General features: G+C 71.9%; 15 protein-coding genes. 4 read left to right on the top strand and 11 right to left on the bottom strand.

Annotated features, from left to right (window positions below; genetic code table 11):
- Window positions 1-60 precede the first annotated feature (60 nt).
- From OG858_RS36745 to OG858_RS36735, 3 genes are all read right to left on the bottom strand, one after another.
- The gene (locus tag OG858_RS36745; RefSeq protein ID WP_037703912.1) at window positions 61-642 is read right to left on the bottom strand and encodes a hypothetical protein; all 582 of its coding nucleotides are present in this window, start codon (window positions 640-642) and stop codon (window positions 61-63) included.
- Window positions 639-1,784: an ROK family glucokinase gene (locus OG858_RS36740; RefSeq protein WP_037703911.1), complete on the bottom strand. Its 1,146-nt coding sequence runs from the start codon at window positions 1,782-1,784 to the stop codon at window positions 639-641. The genes OG858_RS36745 and OG858_RS36740 overlap by 4 nt, the downstream gene beginning before the upstream one ends.
- Window positions 1,785-1,951: 167 nt before the next feature.
- Window positions 1,952-2,689, bottom strand: coding sequence for a GntR family transcriptional regulator (locus OG858_RS36735; protein ID WP_319064297.1), 738 nt, complete (start codon window positions 2,687-2,689; stop codon window positions 1,952-1,954).
- Window positions 2,690-2,818: 129 nt separating this feature from the next.
- Between OG858_RS36735 and OG858_RS36730 the strand changes: the two genes are divergently transcribed.
- Entirely contained in the window at window positions 2,819-3,829 is a 1,011-nt protein-coding gene (locus tag OG858_RS36730; RefSeq protein WP_086751664.1) for a Gfo/Idh/MocA family oxidoreductase, read from the top strand.
- A gap of 462 nt (window positions 3,830-4,291) precedes the next feature.
- Here the strand turns inward: OG858_RS36730 and OG858_RS36725 are convergent, their stop codons facing one another.
- Window positions 4,292-5,482 (bottom strand): cytochrome P450 family protein, encoded by a 1,191-nt coding sequence (locus OG858_RS36725; protein WP_319064200.1) that lies wholly within the window; start codon window positions 5,480-5,482, stop codon window positions 4,292-4,294.
- 123 nt (window positions 5,483-5,605) lie between these two features.
- Window positions 5,606-6,277, bottom strand: coding sequence for a response regulator transcription factor (locus OG858_RS36720; protein WP_319064201.1), 672 nt, complete (start codon window positions 6,275-6,277; stop codon window positions 5,606-5,608).
- A 125-nt stretch (window positions 6,278-6,402) separates the two neighbouring features.
- Between OG858_RS36720 and OG858_RS36715 the strand changes: the two genes are divergently transcribed.
- A complete protein-coding gene (locus OG858_RS36715; protein ID WP_086747503.1) occupies window positions 6,403-7,431 on the top strand; it encodes an aldo/keto reductase in 1,029 nt (342 codons plus the stop codon).
- Between the two features lie 74 nt (window positions 7,432-7,505).
- Here the strand turns inward: OG858_RS36715 and OG858_RS36710 are convergent, their stop codons facing one another.
- Both OG858_RS36710 and OG858_RS36705 read right to left on the bottom strand, forming a co-directional pair.
- The gene (locus OG858_RS36710) at window positions 7,506-8,351 is read right to left on the bottom strand and encodes a hypothetical protein (RefSeq protein ID WP_319064202.1); all 846 of its coding nucleotides are present in this window, start codon (window positions 8,349-8,351) and stop codon (window positions 7,506-7,508) included.
- A gap of 406 nt (window positions 8,352-8,757) precedes the next feature.
- Window positions 8,758-10,023, bottom strand: a complete 1,266-nt coding sequence (locus OG858_RS36705; RefSeq protein ID WP_179201407.1) for a sensor histidine kinase — start codon at window positions 10,021-10,023, stop codon at window positions 8,758-8,760.
- Between the two features lie 179 nt (window positions 10,024-10,202).
- Here OG858_RS36705 and OG858_RS36700 point away from each other — a divergent pair, with 179 nt between their 5' ends.
- Window positions 10,203-10,406 (top strand): hypothetical protein, encoded by a 204-nt coding sequence (locus OG858_RS36700; protein ID WP_086753050.1) that lies wholly within the window; start codon window positions 10,203-10,205, stop codon window positions 10,404-10,406.
- A 150-nt stretch (window positions 10,407-10,556) separates the two neighbouring features.
- On the opposite strand, the gene OG858_RS36695 is transcribed toward OG858_RS36700, so the two are convergent.
- Complete coding sequence (locus OG858_RS36695) at window positions 10,557-10,754, bottom strand: hypothetical protein (RefSeq protein WP_319064301.1); 198 nt, start codon at window positions 10,752-10,754, stop codon at window positions 10,557-10,559.
- Window positions 10,755-10,904: 150 nt separating this feature from the next.
- Window positions 10,905-11,531, bottom strand: a complete 627-nt coding sequence (locus OG858_RS36690) for a dihydrofolate reductase family protein (protein ID WP_086754596.1) — start codon at window positions 11,529-11,531, stop codon at window positions 10,905-10,907.
- 241 nt (window positions 11,532-11,772) lie between these two features.
- Here OG858_RS36690 and OG858_RS36685 point away from each other — a divergent pair, with 241 nt between their 5' ends.
- A complete protein-coding gene (locus OG858_RS36685; RefSeq protein ID WP_319064203.1) occupies window positions 11,773-12,576 on the top strand; it encodes an SDR family oxidoreductase in 804 nt (267 codons plus the stop codon).
- Window positions 12,577-12,816: 240 nt separating this feature from the next.
- On the opposite strand, the gene alc is transcribed toward OG858_RS36685, so the two are convergent.
- Together alc and allB are read right to left on the bottom strand one after the other, a co-directional pair.
- Window positions 12,817-13,950 carry an allantoicase gene (gene alc / locus OG858_RS36680; RefSeq protein WP_328544035.1) on the bottom strand — a complete coding sequence of 378 codons (1,134 nt, stop codon included), beginning with the start codon at window positions 13,948-13,950 and terminating at the stop codon, window positions 12,817-12,819.
- A gap of 52 nt (window positions 13,951-14,002) precedes the next feature.
- Complete coding sequence (gene allB, locus OG858_RS36675) at window positions 14,003-15,343, bottom strand: allantoinase AllB (RefSeq protein ID WP_086754128.1); 1,341 nt, start codon at window positions 15,341-15,343, stop codon at window positions 14,003-14,005.
- Window positions 15,344-15,438 lie beyond the last annotated feature (95 nt).

Here is a 15,438-nt window from a genome sequence, read left to right as displayed (position 1 = left end):
GGTCTGACAATCGGCCCCGGCGACCGCGCGCGAGCCCGCGCGGACCGGGATTCTTCCTGGTCAAGGCACGGTTCGTGACACCACGTACACCATCGGATGGTCCGGGTTGGACCGGTTCACGACGATGTCGTGGGTGGGCTGGGGGTTCTTCCGGTCCTTGACGAGCCCGTACCACGGGCCGGTGCCGGTGAAGTTCCAGCCGACGATCCGCCGGTCTCGGGTGCCGATGGCGATCTCGCCCTCGTCCAGGTCGCCGGTGCTGACGCCGATCTGGTTGAGGAAGCTCTCCAGGCCCTCGTTGCTCGTATAGAACTGCACGTAGAGGCGGCTGGTCTTCCAGTTGTTCGTCTCGTAGTACGCGACGTGCTTGGAGTACGGCGGGATCGGCACCTGGTAGAGGCGCTGCTGGACCCGGGAGGGCCAGTGGGCGGTGAGGCCGGTCGCCGAGTACTTCTCCTCCTTGTCCTTGCCGCTGTCGCGGCTCTGGTTGGCGGAGATCACCAGGTAGCCGGCGGGTACGCCGATGAGCAGCACGATGATCGACAGGGTGATCGCCCGGCGGCGGTTCCTGTGGCGGCGGTTCTCGGCGGGCCGCTCCGGCTCCTCCGGGGAGGATCCCTGGCGCGGCACCGAGGCGGTCACGCGGAGTCCTGGGTGGTGCGGCGGGCCTCCACGTACCGCGCGTAACGCTCGTACCGCTCCACCCGGCGCCGGTTGGCGCGGCGGAAGCGGCGAGCGACGAGTCTGGCGAGGTCGGCGGCGCCCACCATGCCGGCCTCGGGTCCGAGCTGGGCGCGCGCGATCCGGGCCTCCGGGCGGTAGCCGCGGCCGGTGAGGTGGCGGCGGAAGGCGTCCCGGGCGGGACCGATCAGCAGGTCGTCGGCGGCCGAGACACCGCCGCCGATGACGAAGCAGGACGGGTCGAGGGCGGCGGCCAGGTTGGCGATGCCGACGCCGAGCCACTGGCCGATGTCCTGGAGCAGCTCGATGCACATGGCGTCGCCCTCACGGGCCAGCTCGGTGATCATCGGTCCGGTGATGTCGGCGATGTTGCCCTTGACGTGCTCGATGATCCCGTACGCCACCGGGGAGTCGGCCGCCGCGAGTTCGCGGGCCTCCCTGACCAGGGCGTTCCCTGAGCTGTACTGCTCCCAGCAGCCGCGGTTGCCGCACGGGCAGCGGTGGCCGCCGGGTACGACCTGCATATGGCCGAACTCGCCCGCGACGCCGAACTTTCCGCGCTTGACCTGGCCGTCCTCCAGGATCGCGCCGCCGATGCCGGTGCCCAGCGTGATCATGACCAGGTGGTCCTCGTCGCGGCCGGCGCCGAAGCGCCACTCGGCCCAGGCGGCGGCGTTGGCGTCGTTGTCGACCAGGACCGGCACGGCGAGCCGGCCGGCGAGGCGGTCGCGCAGCGGCTCGTTGCGCCAGGACAGGTGGGGGGCGAACAGGACGCGGTTGCGCTCCGCGTCCACCCAGCCGGCGGCGCCGATGCCGACGGCGTGCACGTCGTGCCGGTCGGAGAGGTCCAGGACCAGTTCCGTGATGGTGTCCTCGACGACCTGGGGGCTCTTCGACTTGTCCGGGGTCTCCGTGCGGAGCTTCTCCAGGATGTTGCCGTCGGCGTCCACGACACCCGCCATCACCTTCGTGCCGCCGATGTCGATGCCGACGGTGGGGACGCGGGGGGCCGTCAGATGGGAGCGGCGCTCGCGCGTTCCCACGGTCCGCAGGACGGTGGCCCGCGCGGAGCCGCGGTGGGTGAAGTCGCGGTAAGTGCTCATCGAGCCGATTCTGCCTTAACGCTCCGCTGGGTGCGGCGTGGGGGCAGGGGGTGCCATGGGTTGTTTTTCGAGTGCGGGTGAGTGGGGGCTGGTCGCGCAGTTCCCCGCGCCCCTTTGCGGCGGCTGCGCCGCCTTCCCAGGGGCCCTGCGGGCCGGAAAGGCATTCCTTACGCCCTCACCAACAATTGGAAGTCGAACGAATAGCGGGATGCCCGGTAGATGTGGGTGCCGTATTCCACCGCTCGGCCCGTGTCGTCGAAGGTCGTGCGCTGCATGGTCAGGAGGGGGGCGCCCTCGGGCTCGGTCAGGCGGTCGGCCTCGTCCGGGGTGGCCGCCTTCGCGCCGATGGTCTGGCGGGCGCTGTGGAGGGTGATGCCCGCGGCGCGCATGAGGCGGTAGAGGCCGGTGGCTTCGAGTTGGGGTGAGTCGAGGTCGAGGAGGTCGGTGGGGAGGTAGTTGCAGAGGTAGGCCATGGGTTCGCCGTGGGCCAGACGGAGTCGCTCGATACGGTGGACTTCGCCGCCCTCCGCGACGGCCAGGGCGGCGGCGACCTCGGCGGAGGCGGTGACGGTGGTGTTCAGCAGGACCCGGGTGGCCGGGCGCTGGCCGGCGGCCTCCAGGTCGTCGTAGAGACTGCTGAGTTCCAGGGGGCGTTTGACCTGGCTGTGGACGACCTGGGTGCCCACGCCGCGGCGGCGTACGAGCAGGCCCTTGTCGACCAGGGACTGGATGGCCTGGCGGACGGTCGGGCGGGACAGGCCGAGGCGTGCGGCCAGCTCGATCTCGTTGCCCAGCAGGCTGCCCGGGGTCAGCTCGCCGTGCTCGATCGCGGCCTCCAGCTGCTGGGACAGCTGGAAGTAGAGCGGGACCGGGCTGCTGCGGTCGACGCTGAGCTGGAGCGACACGGTCGGAGCCACTTCTGGTTTCACCACGGGCCGAGCGTAGCCCCGGTGCCTGTTGACGGGAAGTTGCGTAGTTCGGTTGTCCGGACAAAGCATTGACACAGCGGCAGGTGCGACCCCACTTTGTTTCTCATGCGCATCGGACTCATCGGGGCGGGTCGCATCGGGACGTTTCACGCGACCACGCTCAGCCGCCACCGTGATGTCGGCTCTCTGATCATCACGGACGTCGATCCTGCTCGGGCCCATGACCTCGCGGATCGCCTCGGCGAGACGGTGGCGCCGGGCGTGGACGAGATCTTCACCTGGGGTGTGGACGCCGTGGTCATAACGGCCGCGACCTCGGCCCACGGCGAACTGATCGGTCGGGCAGCACGCTCGGGTCTCCCCGTGTTCTGCGAGAAACCCATCGCCGTGGACCTGCCGAACACGTTAAGCGCGCTGACCGAGGTCGACGCGGCCGGGACAGTGCTGCAGATGGGCTTCCAGCGGCGCTTCGACTCCGGCTATGTCACCGCGCGGGAGGCCGTACGCGCGGGCCGGCTCGGCCGCCTGCACACCGTACGGGCGCTCACGGCCGATCAGACGCCGCCGCCCGCGGAGTACCTGCCGGTGTCCGGCGGGATCTACCGGGACTGTCTGATCCACGACTTCGACATCGTGCGGTGGGTGACGGGGCGCGAGGTCGCCACGGTGTACGCCACCGGGTCGGACGCCGGGCACCCGATGTTCCGGGAGGCGCACGACCTCGACACGGCGGCCGCCGTGCTCACGCTGGAGGACGGCACGCTCGTCACGGCGACGGCGGCGCGGGTGAACGGGGCCGGGTACGACGTGCGGCTGGAGCTGGCCGGGGAGCTGGACACGGTGGTGGTCGGGCTGGACGACCGTACGCCGGTCGCGTCCACGGAGCCGAAGGGGCCACCGCCCGCGGACAGGCCGTGGACCGGCTTCCTGGAGCGCTTCGCCGCCGCCTACGAGGCCGAGATCGCCGCGTTCGTCGAGGTGGTGCGCGGAGAGCGGGCGAACCCGTGCGACGGCCGTGAGGCGCTTCAGGCCCTTCGGGTCGCCGAGGCGTGCGAGCTGTCCCGGCTGGAGCACCGGCCGGTGCTCCTGGGCGAGATTCCGGGCGGCCGGGAGTAGCCCCGGCCCCGGTCCGTAGGCTCGCCCGCCCCCGTCCGCAGGCTCGTCCGCCCCGGTCCGGATGGTTTGCGTGGTGCCGCGGATGCGGATGCGGATGCGGATGCGTCGCGGCCTGTCGCGCAGTTCCCCGCGCCCCTGAAGACCGGGGGCGCGCCCCCGGCCCCAGGCCGAGGTGTCCGAGCACCGCACCGCACCGGGGCGTCCTCGGGCACCGCCAGCCCCTGCGGGGGCGGCTTCATTCGACCCCGGCACAGCGCCCCCAGTACCGTCGAAGGAGCTTCAGGCCGATCAGGTGTCTCGCCCCGGCCGGGCAGAACTCGGCCTCTCCGGCGTTCGAGGACCAGCCCGGGGGGCGAATCGCCGCCCACTCGACCGTAGAGGGCGCACACACGCTTCTTCGGGGGTCCGGGGGTGCCCTCCGGGGATGGAACGGGTAGGGGCGGCGGGGGCGAGAGGACACTCTCACCAGCGCAGAGGCAGGCTCCGTACTCCCCGTATCAGCATTCCCGGCAGCCAGTCACCCGGTGGGCCGTCGAGGGTCAGGTCGGGGCAGCGCTCCAGGAGGGCACGGAGGGCCACGCGGGCCTCCAGGCGGGCGAGGGGCGCGCCGAGGCAGTAGTGGATGCCGTGGCCGAAGGCGAGGTGACCGCGGGTGTCCCGGTGGAGGTCGAAGCGGTCGGGGGCGGGATAGCGGGTGCCGTCGCGGTCGGCGGCGGCCAGGCCGATCATCACCGAGTCGCCCGCCGCGATGGCCGTGCCGCCTATGTCGAGCGGCTCGGCGGCAAAGCGGAACGTCGCGTTCTCCACCGGGCCCTCGTGACGCAGGGTCTCCTCCACGACCGCGTCGACGAGGCTCATGTCGGCCCGCACCTCGGCGAGTTGCCCCGGATGGGTGAGGAGCGCGTGGACGGCGCCGGTGATGAGGTTGACCGTGGTCTCGTGGCCGGCGATGAGGAGGATGAACGCCATGCCGCGCAGTTCCTCGGGCGACAGGCGGTCGCCGCCCTCGTCCGTCGTCCGGATCAGGGCGCTCAGGAGGTCGTCGGCGGGCGGGGAGCACCGCTTGTCCTCGATCAACTCGCGCAGATAGGCGGCGAGCTGGACGAAGGCCTCGTACTCGCTCTCGCCGCTGGTCGGCGCCACCGCCTCAGTGGACAGCTTGCGGAAGGCCACCCGGTCGAACTCGGGCACACCGAGCAGCTCGCAGATGACGGTGAGCGGCAGCGGGTGGGCGAACGACTCCACCAGATCGGCGCGGCCCTGCGGCACCATCGCTTCCAGCAGCGAGTCGGTGATCTCCTGGACCCTCGGCCGCAGCCGCTCGACCCGGCGTCCGGTGAACTCCCGGGCGATCAGCCCGCGCAGCCGGGTGTGCTGGGGCGGGTCGGCGACCAGCAGGTACTTGCCGATCAGCTCCTCGTCGAGGAACGTCACCCCGACCTTCGAGCCGTCCTTCGACAGCCGGGGGTCGGCGAGCGCCGCCCGTGCCTCCTCGTACCCGACGACGAGCCAGACCTCGTGGTGTGCGTCGTGCTTCGGCAGCCGGACCCGGTGCACGGGGCCGCGCTCTCGCAGCTCGGCGTAGACGGGATGCGGGTTCTCGGTGAACCCCGGCCCGTACTCCCCCAGATCGATCACCTGTGTGTGTCCCATGAGTCTCCCCCTCGCCCGTACAACGCCCGGGTCCACCCAGGAGTGCCCGCTCCCGCACCCCGGCCTCCCGCCCCCGGCGGTACGTGTCCCCCTGGCGCCCCGTCGTCCTGGCGCCCCGCCGTCCTAGCGCCCGCCGTCCTCCAACAGCCCCGCGTCGTAGGTCAACAGGGCGATCTGCACCCGGTTGTTGAGGTCGAGTTTGGCGAGGATGCGGGAGACGTGCGTCTTGACGGTGGCGACGCTCATGAAGAGTTCGGCGGCGATCTCGGCGTTGGAGAAGCCGCGTCCGACGGCGACGGCGACCTCGCGTTCGCGGTCGTTGAGGGTGGCGACGCGGGAGCGCGCGGTGGCGCCGCGGGTGTCGGGGGCGCTGCCGGCGGCGTGTGCCATGAGCCGGCGGGTGACCGCGGGTGAGAGCACGGGGTCACCGGCCGCGACCCGCCGCACCGCCTCGACGATGTCGGCGGGCGGGGTGTCCTTGAGGACGAAACCGGCGGCGCCCGCGCGCAGGGCGCGCAGGACCTGGTCGTCGGCGTGGAAGGTGGTGAGGACGACGACCTGGGGCGCGTCCGCGCGGGTGCGGAGCCGCTCGGTGGCGGAGAGGCCGTCGACGGTCGGCATCCGGATGTCCATGAGGACGACATCGGGGTGCGTACGGTCGACGAGGGCGTCCACCTCGTCGCCGTCGGCGCCCTCGCCCACGATCTCGATGTCGTCGGCGCCGCCCAGCATGAAGGAGAGGCCGGCGCGCACGAGAGGGTCGTCGTCGACGAGGAGCAGTCGGATCGCGGTCATCGGCCCACCGTTCGGATGTCGGTCATGGAGCACTACCGTAATGACGCCGCGCCCGGACCGCCGCGTTGTCCTGGGCCGACCCGTTAGTGTCGGTCGGTACGCCATTCAACTGACGGAGGTTTTGGGTGCGTTACCGACTCCTGGGCCGGACCGGGCTCCGCGTCTCCGAGCTGTTCCTCGGCGCCATGACGTTCGGGGAGCAGGGTGGAGTGGGGGCGCCCCCGGAGGAGTGCGCGCGGATCCTCGACGTGTACGCGGAGGCCGGCGGCAATGTGATCGACACGGCGGTCAACTACCGGGGCGGGGAGAGCGAGCGGATCGTCGGCGAACTCCTCAAGGGGCGGCGCGACCGGTTCGTGCTGTCCACCAAGTACACCGTCTCCCGCGACGGCAGCGACCCCAACGCCGCGGGCAACCACCGCAAGAACCTCGCGCTGTCCCTGGAGACGAGCCTGCGGCGCCTGGGCACCGACTACATCGACATCTACTGGGTGCACATCTGGGACCGGAACACCCCGGTCGAGGAGACGATGCGCGCCCTCGACGACGCCGTACGGTCCGGGAAGGTGCTGTACGTCGGCATCTCGGACGCCCCCGCCTGGGTGGTCTCGCGCGCCAACACCCTGGCCGAATGGCGGGGTTGGTCGGCGCTGTCGGCGCTCCAGGTGCCGTACAGCCTGCTCAACCGGGACATCGAGCGTGAGCTGCTGCCGATGGCGGAGGCGTTCGGCATGTCGGTGGCGGCCTGGAGTCCCCTGCAGAACGGCGTCCTGTCCGGCAAGTACACCCGCCCGGGCGGGGTGACGCCGGGCACCGCGACCCGACTGTCCGCCGAGTCGATCGGGGACCGTGAGCGGGCGGTCGCGGAGGCCGTGCAGAGCGCCGCGGACGAACTCGGCGCCACCCCGGCCCAGATCGCGATCGCCTGGACCATGGCCCACTCCCCCGCCGTGCACCCCATCCTCGGCGCCCGCCGCGTCGAGCAGCTCATGGACAATCTCGGTGCCGCCCGGCTCGTCCTCCCCGAGGAGGTACTGGCCCGGCTGGAGGAGACCACCGCCTTCCGCCTCGGCTTCCCCGGCGATTTCATCGACGAGGCGTCGGCGTGGGTGTACGGGTCCGCGGGGCAGCGCGTGGTGCCGCGTACGGCCTGACCGGACCGTGTAAGGGCCCCTCGGCCGGCCTGTGTCCGCGGAGTGCGGCGTGGTCGGTACCGGCCGGACGCCCCTCAGCCGCGCAGGCGTACCCCGTACCGGGTGCGCAGGCGGCGTACCTCCCACCACGCGACGGCGGTCACCGAGGCCGGGCCGCCGACGAGGGCGGCGAGCTGGACCAGGGGCGGGCCCGGCGGCAGCCCGCCGAAGGCCAGGTTGATGGCGGAGAACTCCCACACCAGTCCGCCGGTGAGCAGCGCGGGGAGCGCCGGGTGCACGTCGACGGTGTTGAAGGCGCTGCGCACGGCGGGCCCGGAGGCGAAGGCGATGAAGAGCAGTACCCAGAGCAGCGGCACGAGGAGGGCGAACGGCGCCCAGACGTTCATGTCCTTCCCCGGGTAGGTGCGTGTGTAGTAGATCGCCCCGCCGAGGAGCGGCACGGCGGTGAAGGCGCCGACGTACCACAGGGCCGATTTCCCGGCGGTGCGCAGCGGGGCGCGCATGGCCCGTCGCGTGGCCGGCGACGACCAGCGGAAGAGGGCCGCGACGACCACGGGCGCGCTGAGGAGCAGCAGCCAGGGGGTGATGAACAGCCGCATCGTGAACTGCTGTTGGGCCTGGTCCACGTCCTCGGGCTTGCCGTACGCCGCAAGGATCACCAGGGACATCACGGTGGCCGTCCAGGCCCGTCTGCGCTGCAGCCGCGTCACGTCGTCGTCCAGCAAACGGTGACGGGCGCGGGAGGGGAAGATCCGCCGGGCCGGGCGGCGGGCCGAGCGGGCCAGCGGGTAGCCCACCAGCAGACCGAACACCATCGGCCAGGCGCACATCACGGCCATCGCCCAGAGGCAGCCGTGCAACCGCAGCCCACTCAGGAACTCCCTCAGTGGCGGCCATTCGTCCTCCCGCAACCGCCGCACGAGCGTGGGCGGCGGCTGTGGGGCACAGGGATGAGTCCCATACGGATATGGGGAACCTGGGCCGTACGGCGGGCCCGGCTGGGGCGGGCCATACGGACCCTGGGGTGGTGGTGGAGGCGGGGGGTACGGCCCTCCGTTCGGCTGCCAGGGCGGCTGATACTGGTTCTGTCCCCCGAAACTCACTCTGCTGTCCCTCCCGAGACCCACCAGGTGTTCTGTGCCGAACGGTTCGCACGGCTCGTACGCGTCGCACGACTCGTACACGTCGCGCCTACGCGTTGTGCGAGTCGTACGGGTCGTGCGAGTCAACTCGCAATCATGGAGAACGAGATGGCGTCGCGCACACCGATGCCCGTGTTCGGCCCAGGAACGCGGCCGGTGCCCGGCCGCCGGTCGAAGCCCGTGGTCAGACCCAGGGCAGCCAGGCCCGCACCGCGAACCCGCCGTCCCGCTCGGGTCCGTGGTCGAGGCGGCCCCCGGCCAGTGTGGCGCGTTCGGTGAGGCCGATGAGGCCCTGACCGGAGCCGGGGACGGGCGGGACCTCCCCAGGAGGCGCCGGGTTGCGCACGGAGACGGTGAGTCCGTCGCCGGGGGCGCCCGCGACGGTGACGGTGACCTCGGCGCCGGGGGCGTGCTTTCGGGCGTTGGTCAGGCACTCCTGGGCGATGCGGTAGGCGGTACGGCCGACGGCGGCGGGGACGGCGGCACGGTCGGTGACGTGCTGGTCGAGGGCGACCTTCATGCCGGCCTCGCGGCACTCGGAGACGAGCGTGTCGAGCGCGGCGAGGGTCGGCTGGGGGCGCCCCGCGTCGTCGGGCTCGCCCGCGCGCAGCACCCCGATGATCTCCCGTAGATCCTGCAGGGCCTCGTGGGCGCTCTCCCGGATGACGCCCGCCGCACGGACGATCTCGGCGCGGGGTGCGTCGGGCCGGAACTCCAGCGCGCCCGCGTGCACGCTCAGCAGGGTCAGGCGGTGCGCCAGGACGTCGTGCATCTCGCGCGCGATGGCCTCGCGGGCGAGGCGTTGCGCCTGCTCGGCCCGGAGCGCCGCCTCCGTCTCGGCGCGCCGGGCGCGGTCCCGGAAGCTCAGCATGAGCTGCCGCTTGGAGCGCACGAACATGCCCCAGCCGACGATGGCGGCGGTGAGCAGCACGGTGAGGATGACCGACCAGGGGTAGGTGACGTCCGGGTCGGGGCGCAGCCAGAAGAACAGCGGGTTGAGGGCGAGGGACACGCCGCCGATCCATGCCACGTACCGGAAGGGCCGGTGCACGGTGAGGGTGAAGAGGGCGACCAGGCCGGCGCCGCCCGCGGTGTTGGAGACGAAGCAGACCGGGACCATCGCCACGGCGAGACCGACGGGCCAGCGCCGGCGCAGCCAGACGGCGGCGCAGGCGAGCGCGCCCAGCACCTGGTCGAGGACGGCGAAGGCCTGCGGCAGGTCGGGCTCGTTCCTGACCGTGTCCGCACCCAGGAGACCGATGAGCACGGCCAGCAGGAAGCAGGTGAAGTCGACGACCCAGTCGCGCGCGGTCCGCTTGGGCCGCCTTCCGGGGCGGTCGGAGTCGTGGCCGGGACCCCGGCCGGGGTCGGGGTCGAGCAGGGCCGACGGCAACAGCCAGCTCCGCCTCGGGAAGGTCGGGGGCTCCTGCGCCGGCTTGTCACCACTCACGGTCGACAAATCTACGCAGAGACGGCCGCCGCCACCTCCCCTCCGCCGGTGATCGCGACCAAAGTCGTGGGCTCGTCGACTTTCGGCGACCCGCCGCGCCGCGGATCGGTACTCCCGTCGGACAGGCCCCGCCCCGCGGCCGATGAATGTGGGCGGACCGCGGGGCGAGGATCCTGGACATGAAGCAGTTGTTGGAGTTTCTCGGCGTCCTCGCCCTGCTGCAGGGCGCCGGCGGTCTCGTGTACGAACTCACCGGCAAGCTGGGGTGGGGGGTGACACAGCGGTGGAGCACCCTGGACGGCTACGAGATCTATGTGAGCATCGCGCTGATCGTCCTGGCGCTCGCCCTGTTCGCGGCGGCCGAGAGCCGGAAGTCCGGCTGATACCGGAGAGCCGGAAGCCCGGGTGACGTGGTGACAGCGGCGACCGTCCGGTGAGCGGCGGCCCGCCCGGCCGTCTGCCCGGTGGGGGATGAACAGACGGCCGGGACGGATGACGCCGGACCCGACGGGGTCCGGGGCTGGGGCTGGGGCTCAGCAGTCGTGGTCGGCCAGGTCGAAGGACGCGTAGGGGGCGGCGGTGCCGCCGACGGCGGTCGTGGCGGCGCCCCCCAGGGCGGCGGCGACGGTGCCGCCGGCCCGGGGGGCGGACAGGAGGGCGGCTGCCGCTCCGATGTGTGTTGCTCGTGAGCGTGTTGCTCGTGAGCGTGTTGCTCGTGGGGGGAATCGCATGGCCACATGATGACGCGCGTAGACAGTGACATGTCAATGACAAGTTCCATGATTCTTCGGGCGCGTCCGATAAGTCCTCAGGGAGTCGACCTGAGTTCACGAGGGCACCCACGATCTTCACACCGTCGACCGCGGGCGGCCCGTCGCAGGTCAGGCGTTCTCCGGGAGTTCGTATGTGCCGTACTCGGGGCGACCCACACGCTCGTAGGACTGGATCGAGACGCCGGTGCTCGTGATGCTGCCCCCGGCATGGCGGAACGCTGTCGGGAGAGCACCCTCGGCGAAGAGGCGGCGGCCCGCGCCGAGGACGACCGGGAACGTCAGCAGGTGCAGGGTGTCGACCAGGTCGAGGGCGAGCAACGACCTCGCGAGGTCTCCGCTGCCGTGGACCTGTACCTCGCCGTCGGTGCGCTCCTTGAGGGCGGTGACCTCCTTGGCGAGGTCGCCCGAGAGCACGGTCGTGCCCTTCCATTCGGGGTTGGTGACGGTGTTCGAAACGACGTACTTGGGCAGGGAGTTGAGCTTCCCCGCGACAGGGTCCGCCGGGTCGGTGACCTTCGGCCAGTGGGCGGCGAAGATCTCGTACGTCCTGCGGCCCAGCAGGAAGGCGCCGACGCGGCCGAAGACTCCGTCGATGAACCGTCCGAAGTCCTCGTCCCCGTACGGGACACTCCAGCCGCCCTGTTCGAAGCCGTCGCGGCGGTCCTCGTTGGGGCCGCCGGGGGCCTGGTGGACGCCGTCGAGGGTGACGAAGGAGGTGAGGGAGAGCTTGCCCATGGTGGGTGCCTGCTTTCGATGCGCGGGGGCGGAGGGCCGTTGTCCGGCCGAGCGTCCGTTGTCCGGTGGGTCCGTTGTCCGGTGGGTCCGTGTCCGTGAGCTCTTTTGTCATCAGGGCAGACCCCGGTAGTGCCCGCAACTCATCGGTGGGCCGAGGATCCGATGCCGCGGAACACCCGGGCGGGACCTCGACGTCCGTTCCCCGCCAGCGGTCGGGCGGGGTCGGGAGTGGGATGGGGGCATGACTGAAGCGAACGGAAATCTGAACGACGGCGGCCCGTCGAACGACGGCGCCCTCTCGCGGGGCGGCCGGCCCCTCGACGGCAAGGTCGCACTCGTGACCGGCGGCAGCCGTGGCATCGGTGCCGCCACGGCGGTGCGGCTGGCCCGGGACGGCGCGGACGTGGCGGTCACGTACATACGCGGCAAGGAGGGGGCCGAGGAGGTCGTACGGGCCGTGGAGGCGCTCGGGCGGCGGGGAGTGGCCCTGCGCGCGGACTCCGGGGACCCCGAGGAGGCGGCGGGCGCGGTGCGCCTGGCGGCCGAGGCGCTGGGCGGGCGGCTGGACGTGCTCGTGAACAACGTCGGCGTCGGGGTGCTGGGGCCACTGGAGAGCCTGCCGCTCGCCGAGGTGGACCGGGTGCTCGCCGTGAACGTGCGGGGGGTCTTCCTGGCGTCCCAGGCCGCCGCGGCCCGGATGGGGCGCGGCGGTCGGATCATCACCGTGGGGACGTGTATGACGCAGCGGGTGCCCGGTCCCGGCGGGACGCTCTACGCGATGAGCAAGTCGGCGCTGGTCGGGTTGACGAAGGCGCTGGCCAGGGAGCTGGGTGGGCGGGGGATCACCGCGAACGTCGTGCATCCGGGGCCGACGGACACGGACATGAATCCGGCGGGCGGGCCGTATGCGGCGGGGCAGGCGGGGATGACCGCGCTGGGGAGGTTCGGGACGGCTGCGGAAGTGGCGTCGATGGTGGTGTATCTGGCGGGGGCGGAGTATGTGACCGGGGCGGAGTTCTCGGTGGACGGGGGGCATGCGGCGTGAGGGGATCGCCCCGCCGCCCCTAACCGCCCCGCCCCGCCCCGTCCTGTCCTGTCCCCCAGGAGCGCTGCCCTTCGACCCCGGACTGCGTCTGGGGGCTTGCCGCCCCCTCACCCCCGCCGGGGGTGAGGGGGCGGCCCGCATACCTGCCTACCTGCCTACCTGCCTACGTGCCGGAGCGTCGTGGCTTGTCGCGCAGTTCCCCGCGCCCCTGCGTGCGAGGGGGTACGCCCCTTGATCTTCCTAGCCGCCCAGTTCCTGGTGGCGGGCCGCCAGGCGGGTCTTGCCCTCTTGCGTCAGTGAGCCGAAAAGGCGCAGGCGGGAGATGCCGCCGTCAGGGTAGATGTCGACGCGGGCATGGGTGGCCACGACCGGGGCGTCGAGGACGAAGCGGTGGGTGGTGTCGGGCTGGAGGCGGGTGCGGGGGAGGATCTCGGTCCAGTCGCCGCCGTCTTCGCCGTCCTTCACCGAGACCGTGGCCCAGCCGGCCGCGTTGCCCTTGAGGTACGCCGTGTCGATCTCCAGGGCACGGATCTCGGACTGGGCGGCCAGGCGGTAGCGGATCCAGTCGTTGCCCTGGTCGCGGCGGCGGCGGGTCTCCCAGCACTCGTGCATCACCCGGGCGCGGCCGGGCTGGATGGTGTTGGTGGCTGGTGAGTAGAAGAGGTTGGAGGCGTCCTCGGCCCGGCCGCCGTTCTCCAGGGCGACCACGTCGAAGGTGCCGAGGGCCGCCAGCCAGACCGGGTCCGGCACGACCTCGCCGTACACGCGGAGGCGGGCGATGCCTCCGTCGGGGTGCTGGTTCAGGCGGAGGTGGGTGAAGCGCTGCTCGACGGATACCTGGAAGCCGTTCGCCGCGTGGCCGCCGACCGGGGTGCGCGGGACGAGAGTCGTCCACTTCACGTCGTCGGCGAGCAGTTCCTCCGGCGACGGGGAACCGGACACGGACGCACCCTCGACGGAGACCGCCTGCGGGTAGTTGCCGCGGAAGTGGGCCGTGTCGACGACGATCCCTCGGATCACGCCGGGCGCGCCGAGGCGGATCAGGGCCCAGTCGTGGTCGTCGGCCGTCGGCCAGGGGTGGTCGGCCGAGGCGCCCCGGCGGCGCCGCGTCTCCCAGCCGTCCATGATCTTGCCCTTGTGCCCGAAGTGCTCGGGGTCGAACTCGGCGCGTTCGGGCACCAGCAGGTTATCGCGCTGGGCGAAGAACTCGTCGTTGGCGGCGACCACACCGGCACCGAGCCTGCGGTCGGCGAGGTCCGCGTACCGGGTGAAGGGGAAGTCGGCGGTGCGGTAGTCCGCGTACGGGTCACCGCCGCCGTACGGGCTCGCGTCGCCGGTGAAGCTCGCCAACGGGGAGTGCTGCTGCGCCGTCACGATGATCAGGTCTGCCTTTCGGTTGTCGGCCGCTGCGGGTGCGGAGGGTGAATCAGTGGGTGCGGGTGAGGAGTTGTCCCTTCGGGGTGGTGAACTCGCCGTCCGCGACGATGCGTTCGCCGCGCAGCCAGGTGGACCTGACCACGCCGTACAGGGTTCTGCCGGCGTACGCGGTGACGCGGTTGCGGTGGTGGAGTGCGGCCGGGTCGACGGTGAAGGTCTCGTCCGGGGCGAGGACGGCGAAGTCGGCGTCGCGGCCCGCCTCGATGGCGCCCTTGCGGTCGTCCAGGCCGACCAGTTCGGCCGTGCGTGACGACATCCAGCGGACCACGTCCTCCAGGCCGTGGCCGCGCCTGCGGGCCTCCGTCCAGACCGCCGCGAGGCTCAACTGCAGGCCGGAGATGCCGCCCCAGGCGGTGGCGAAGTCGTCGGTCTTCAGGTCGGCCGTCGACGGGGAGTGGTCGGTGACCACGCAGTCGATCGTGCCGTCAGCGAGGGCCTGCCAGAGGAGGTCCTGATTGGCGGACTCCCGGATGGGCGGGCAGCACTTGAACTCGCTCGCCCCGTCCGGGACTTCCTCGGCGGTGAGGGTGAGGTAGTGCGGGCACGTCTCGACGGTGATGCGTACGCCGTCCCGCTTGGCCTCGGCGATCAGCGGGAGCGCGTCACTGGAGGAGAGGTGGAGGACGTGGACACGCGCGTCGAGCCGCCGGGCCTCGGCGATGAGGGTCGCGATGGCGGTGTCCTCGGCGTCGCGCGGGCGGGATGCGAGGAAGTCGGCGTACCTGGGGCCGCCCTGCTGCGGGGCCGCGTCGAGGTGGTGCGGGTCCTCGGCGTGGACGATGAGGAGTCCGCCGAAGCCGGCGATCTCGGCCAGGGACCGGGCGAGCCCGTCCTGGTCGAGGTGCGGGAACTCGTCCACGCCCGACGGCGACAGGAACGCCTTGAAGCCGAACACCCCGGCGTCGTGCAGGGGACGCAGATCCTTGACGTTGGCGGGCAGAGCGCCACCCCAGAAGCCGACGTCGATGTGGGCCTTGTCGGCGGCGACCTCGCGTTTCGTGCGGAGGTGGTCGACCGTCGTGGTCGGCGGGAGGGAGTTGAGCGGCATGTCGACGAGGGTGGTGATGCCGCCGGCCGCCGCGGCGCGTGTGGCGGTCCAGAAGCCCTCCCAGTGCGTGCGGCCGGGGTCGTTCACATGCACATGGGTGTCGACGAGGCCGGGCAGCAGGACGTGGTCGCCGAGGTCCTCCAGACGGGCACCGGACGGTACGGCGGTGTCGTACGGGAGTACGGCCGTGATCGTGCCGTCCGCGACGGCGACCGCGGCGGGGCGCGATCCGTCGGGGGTGATGACGCGCGTCGAGCGCAACACCAGTTCAGCCTCGGACACCGGGACCCCTCTCGCCGTACCGCTGTTCACTTCCGCGTAACGGAATTTACCTCCGCTTAACGGAATTCAACGTTCTGTTGAAGGAGTTTTCACCC

It is taken from the genome of Streptomyces europaeiscabiei (assembly GCF_036346855.1).
Classification (GTDB): domain Bacteria; phylum Actinomycetota; class Actinomycetes; order Streptomycetales; family Streptomycetaceae; genus Streptomyces; species Streptomyces europaeiscabiei.
This window is presented reverse-complemented; position numbering and strand designations above follow the sequence as displayed.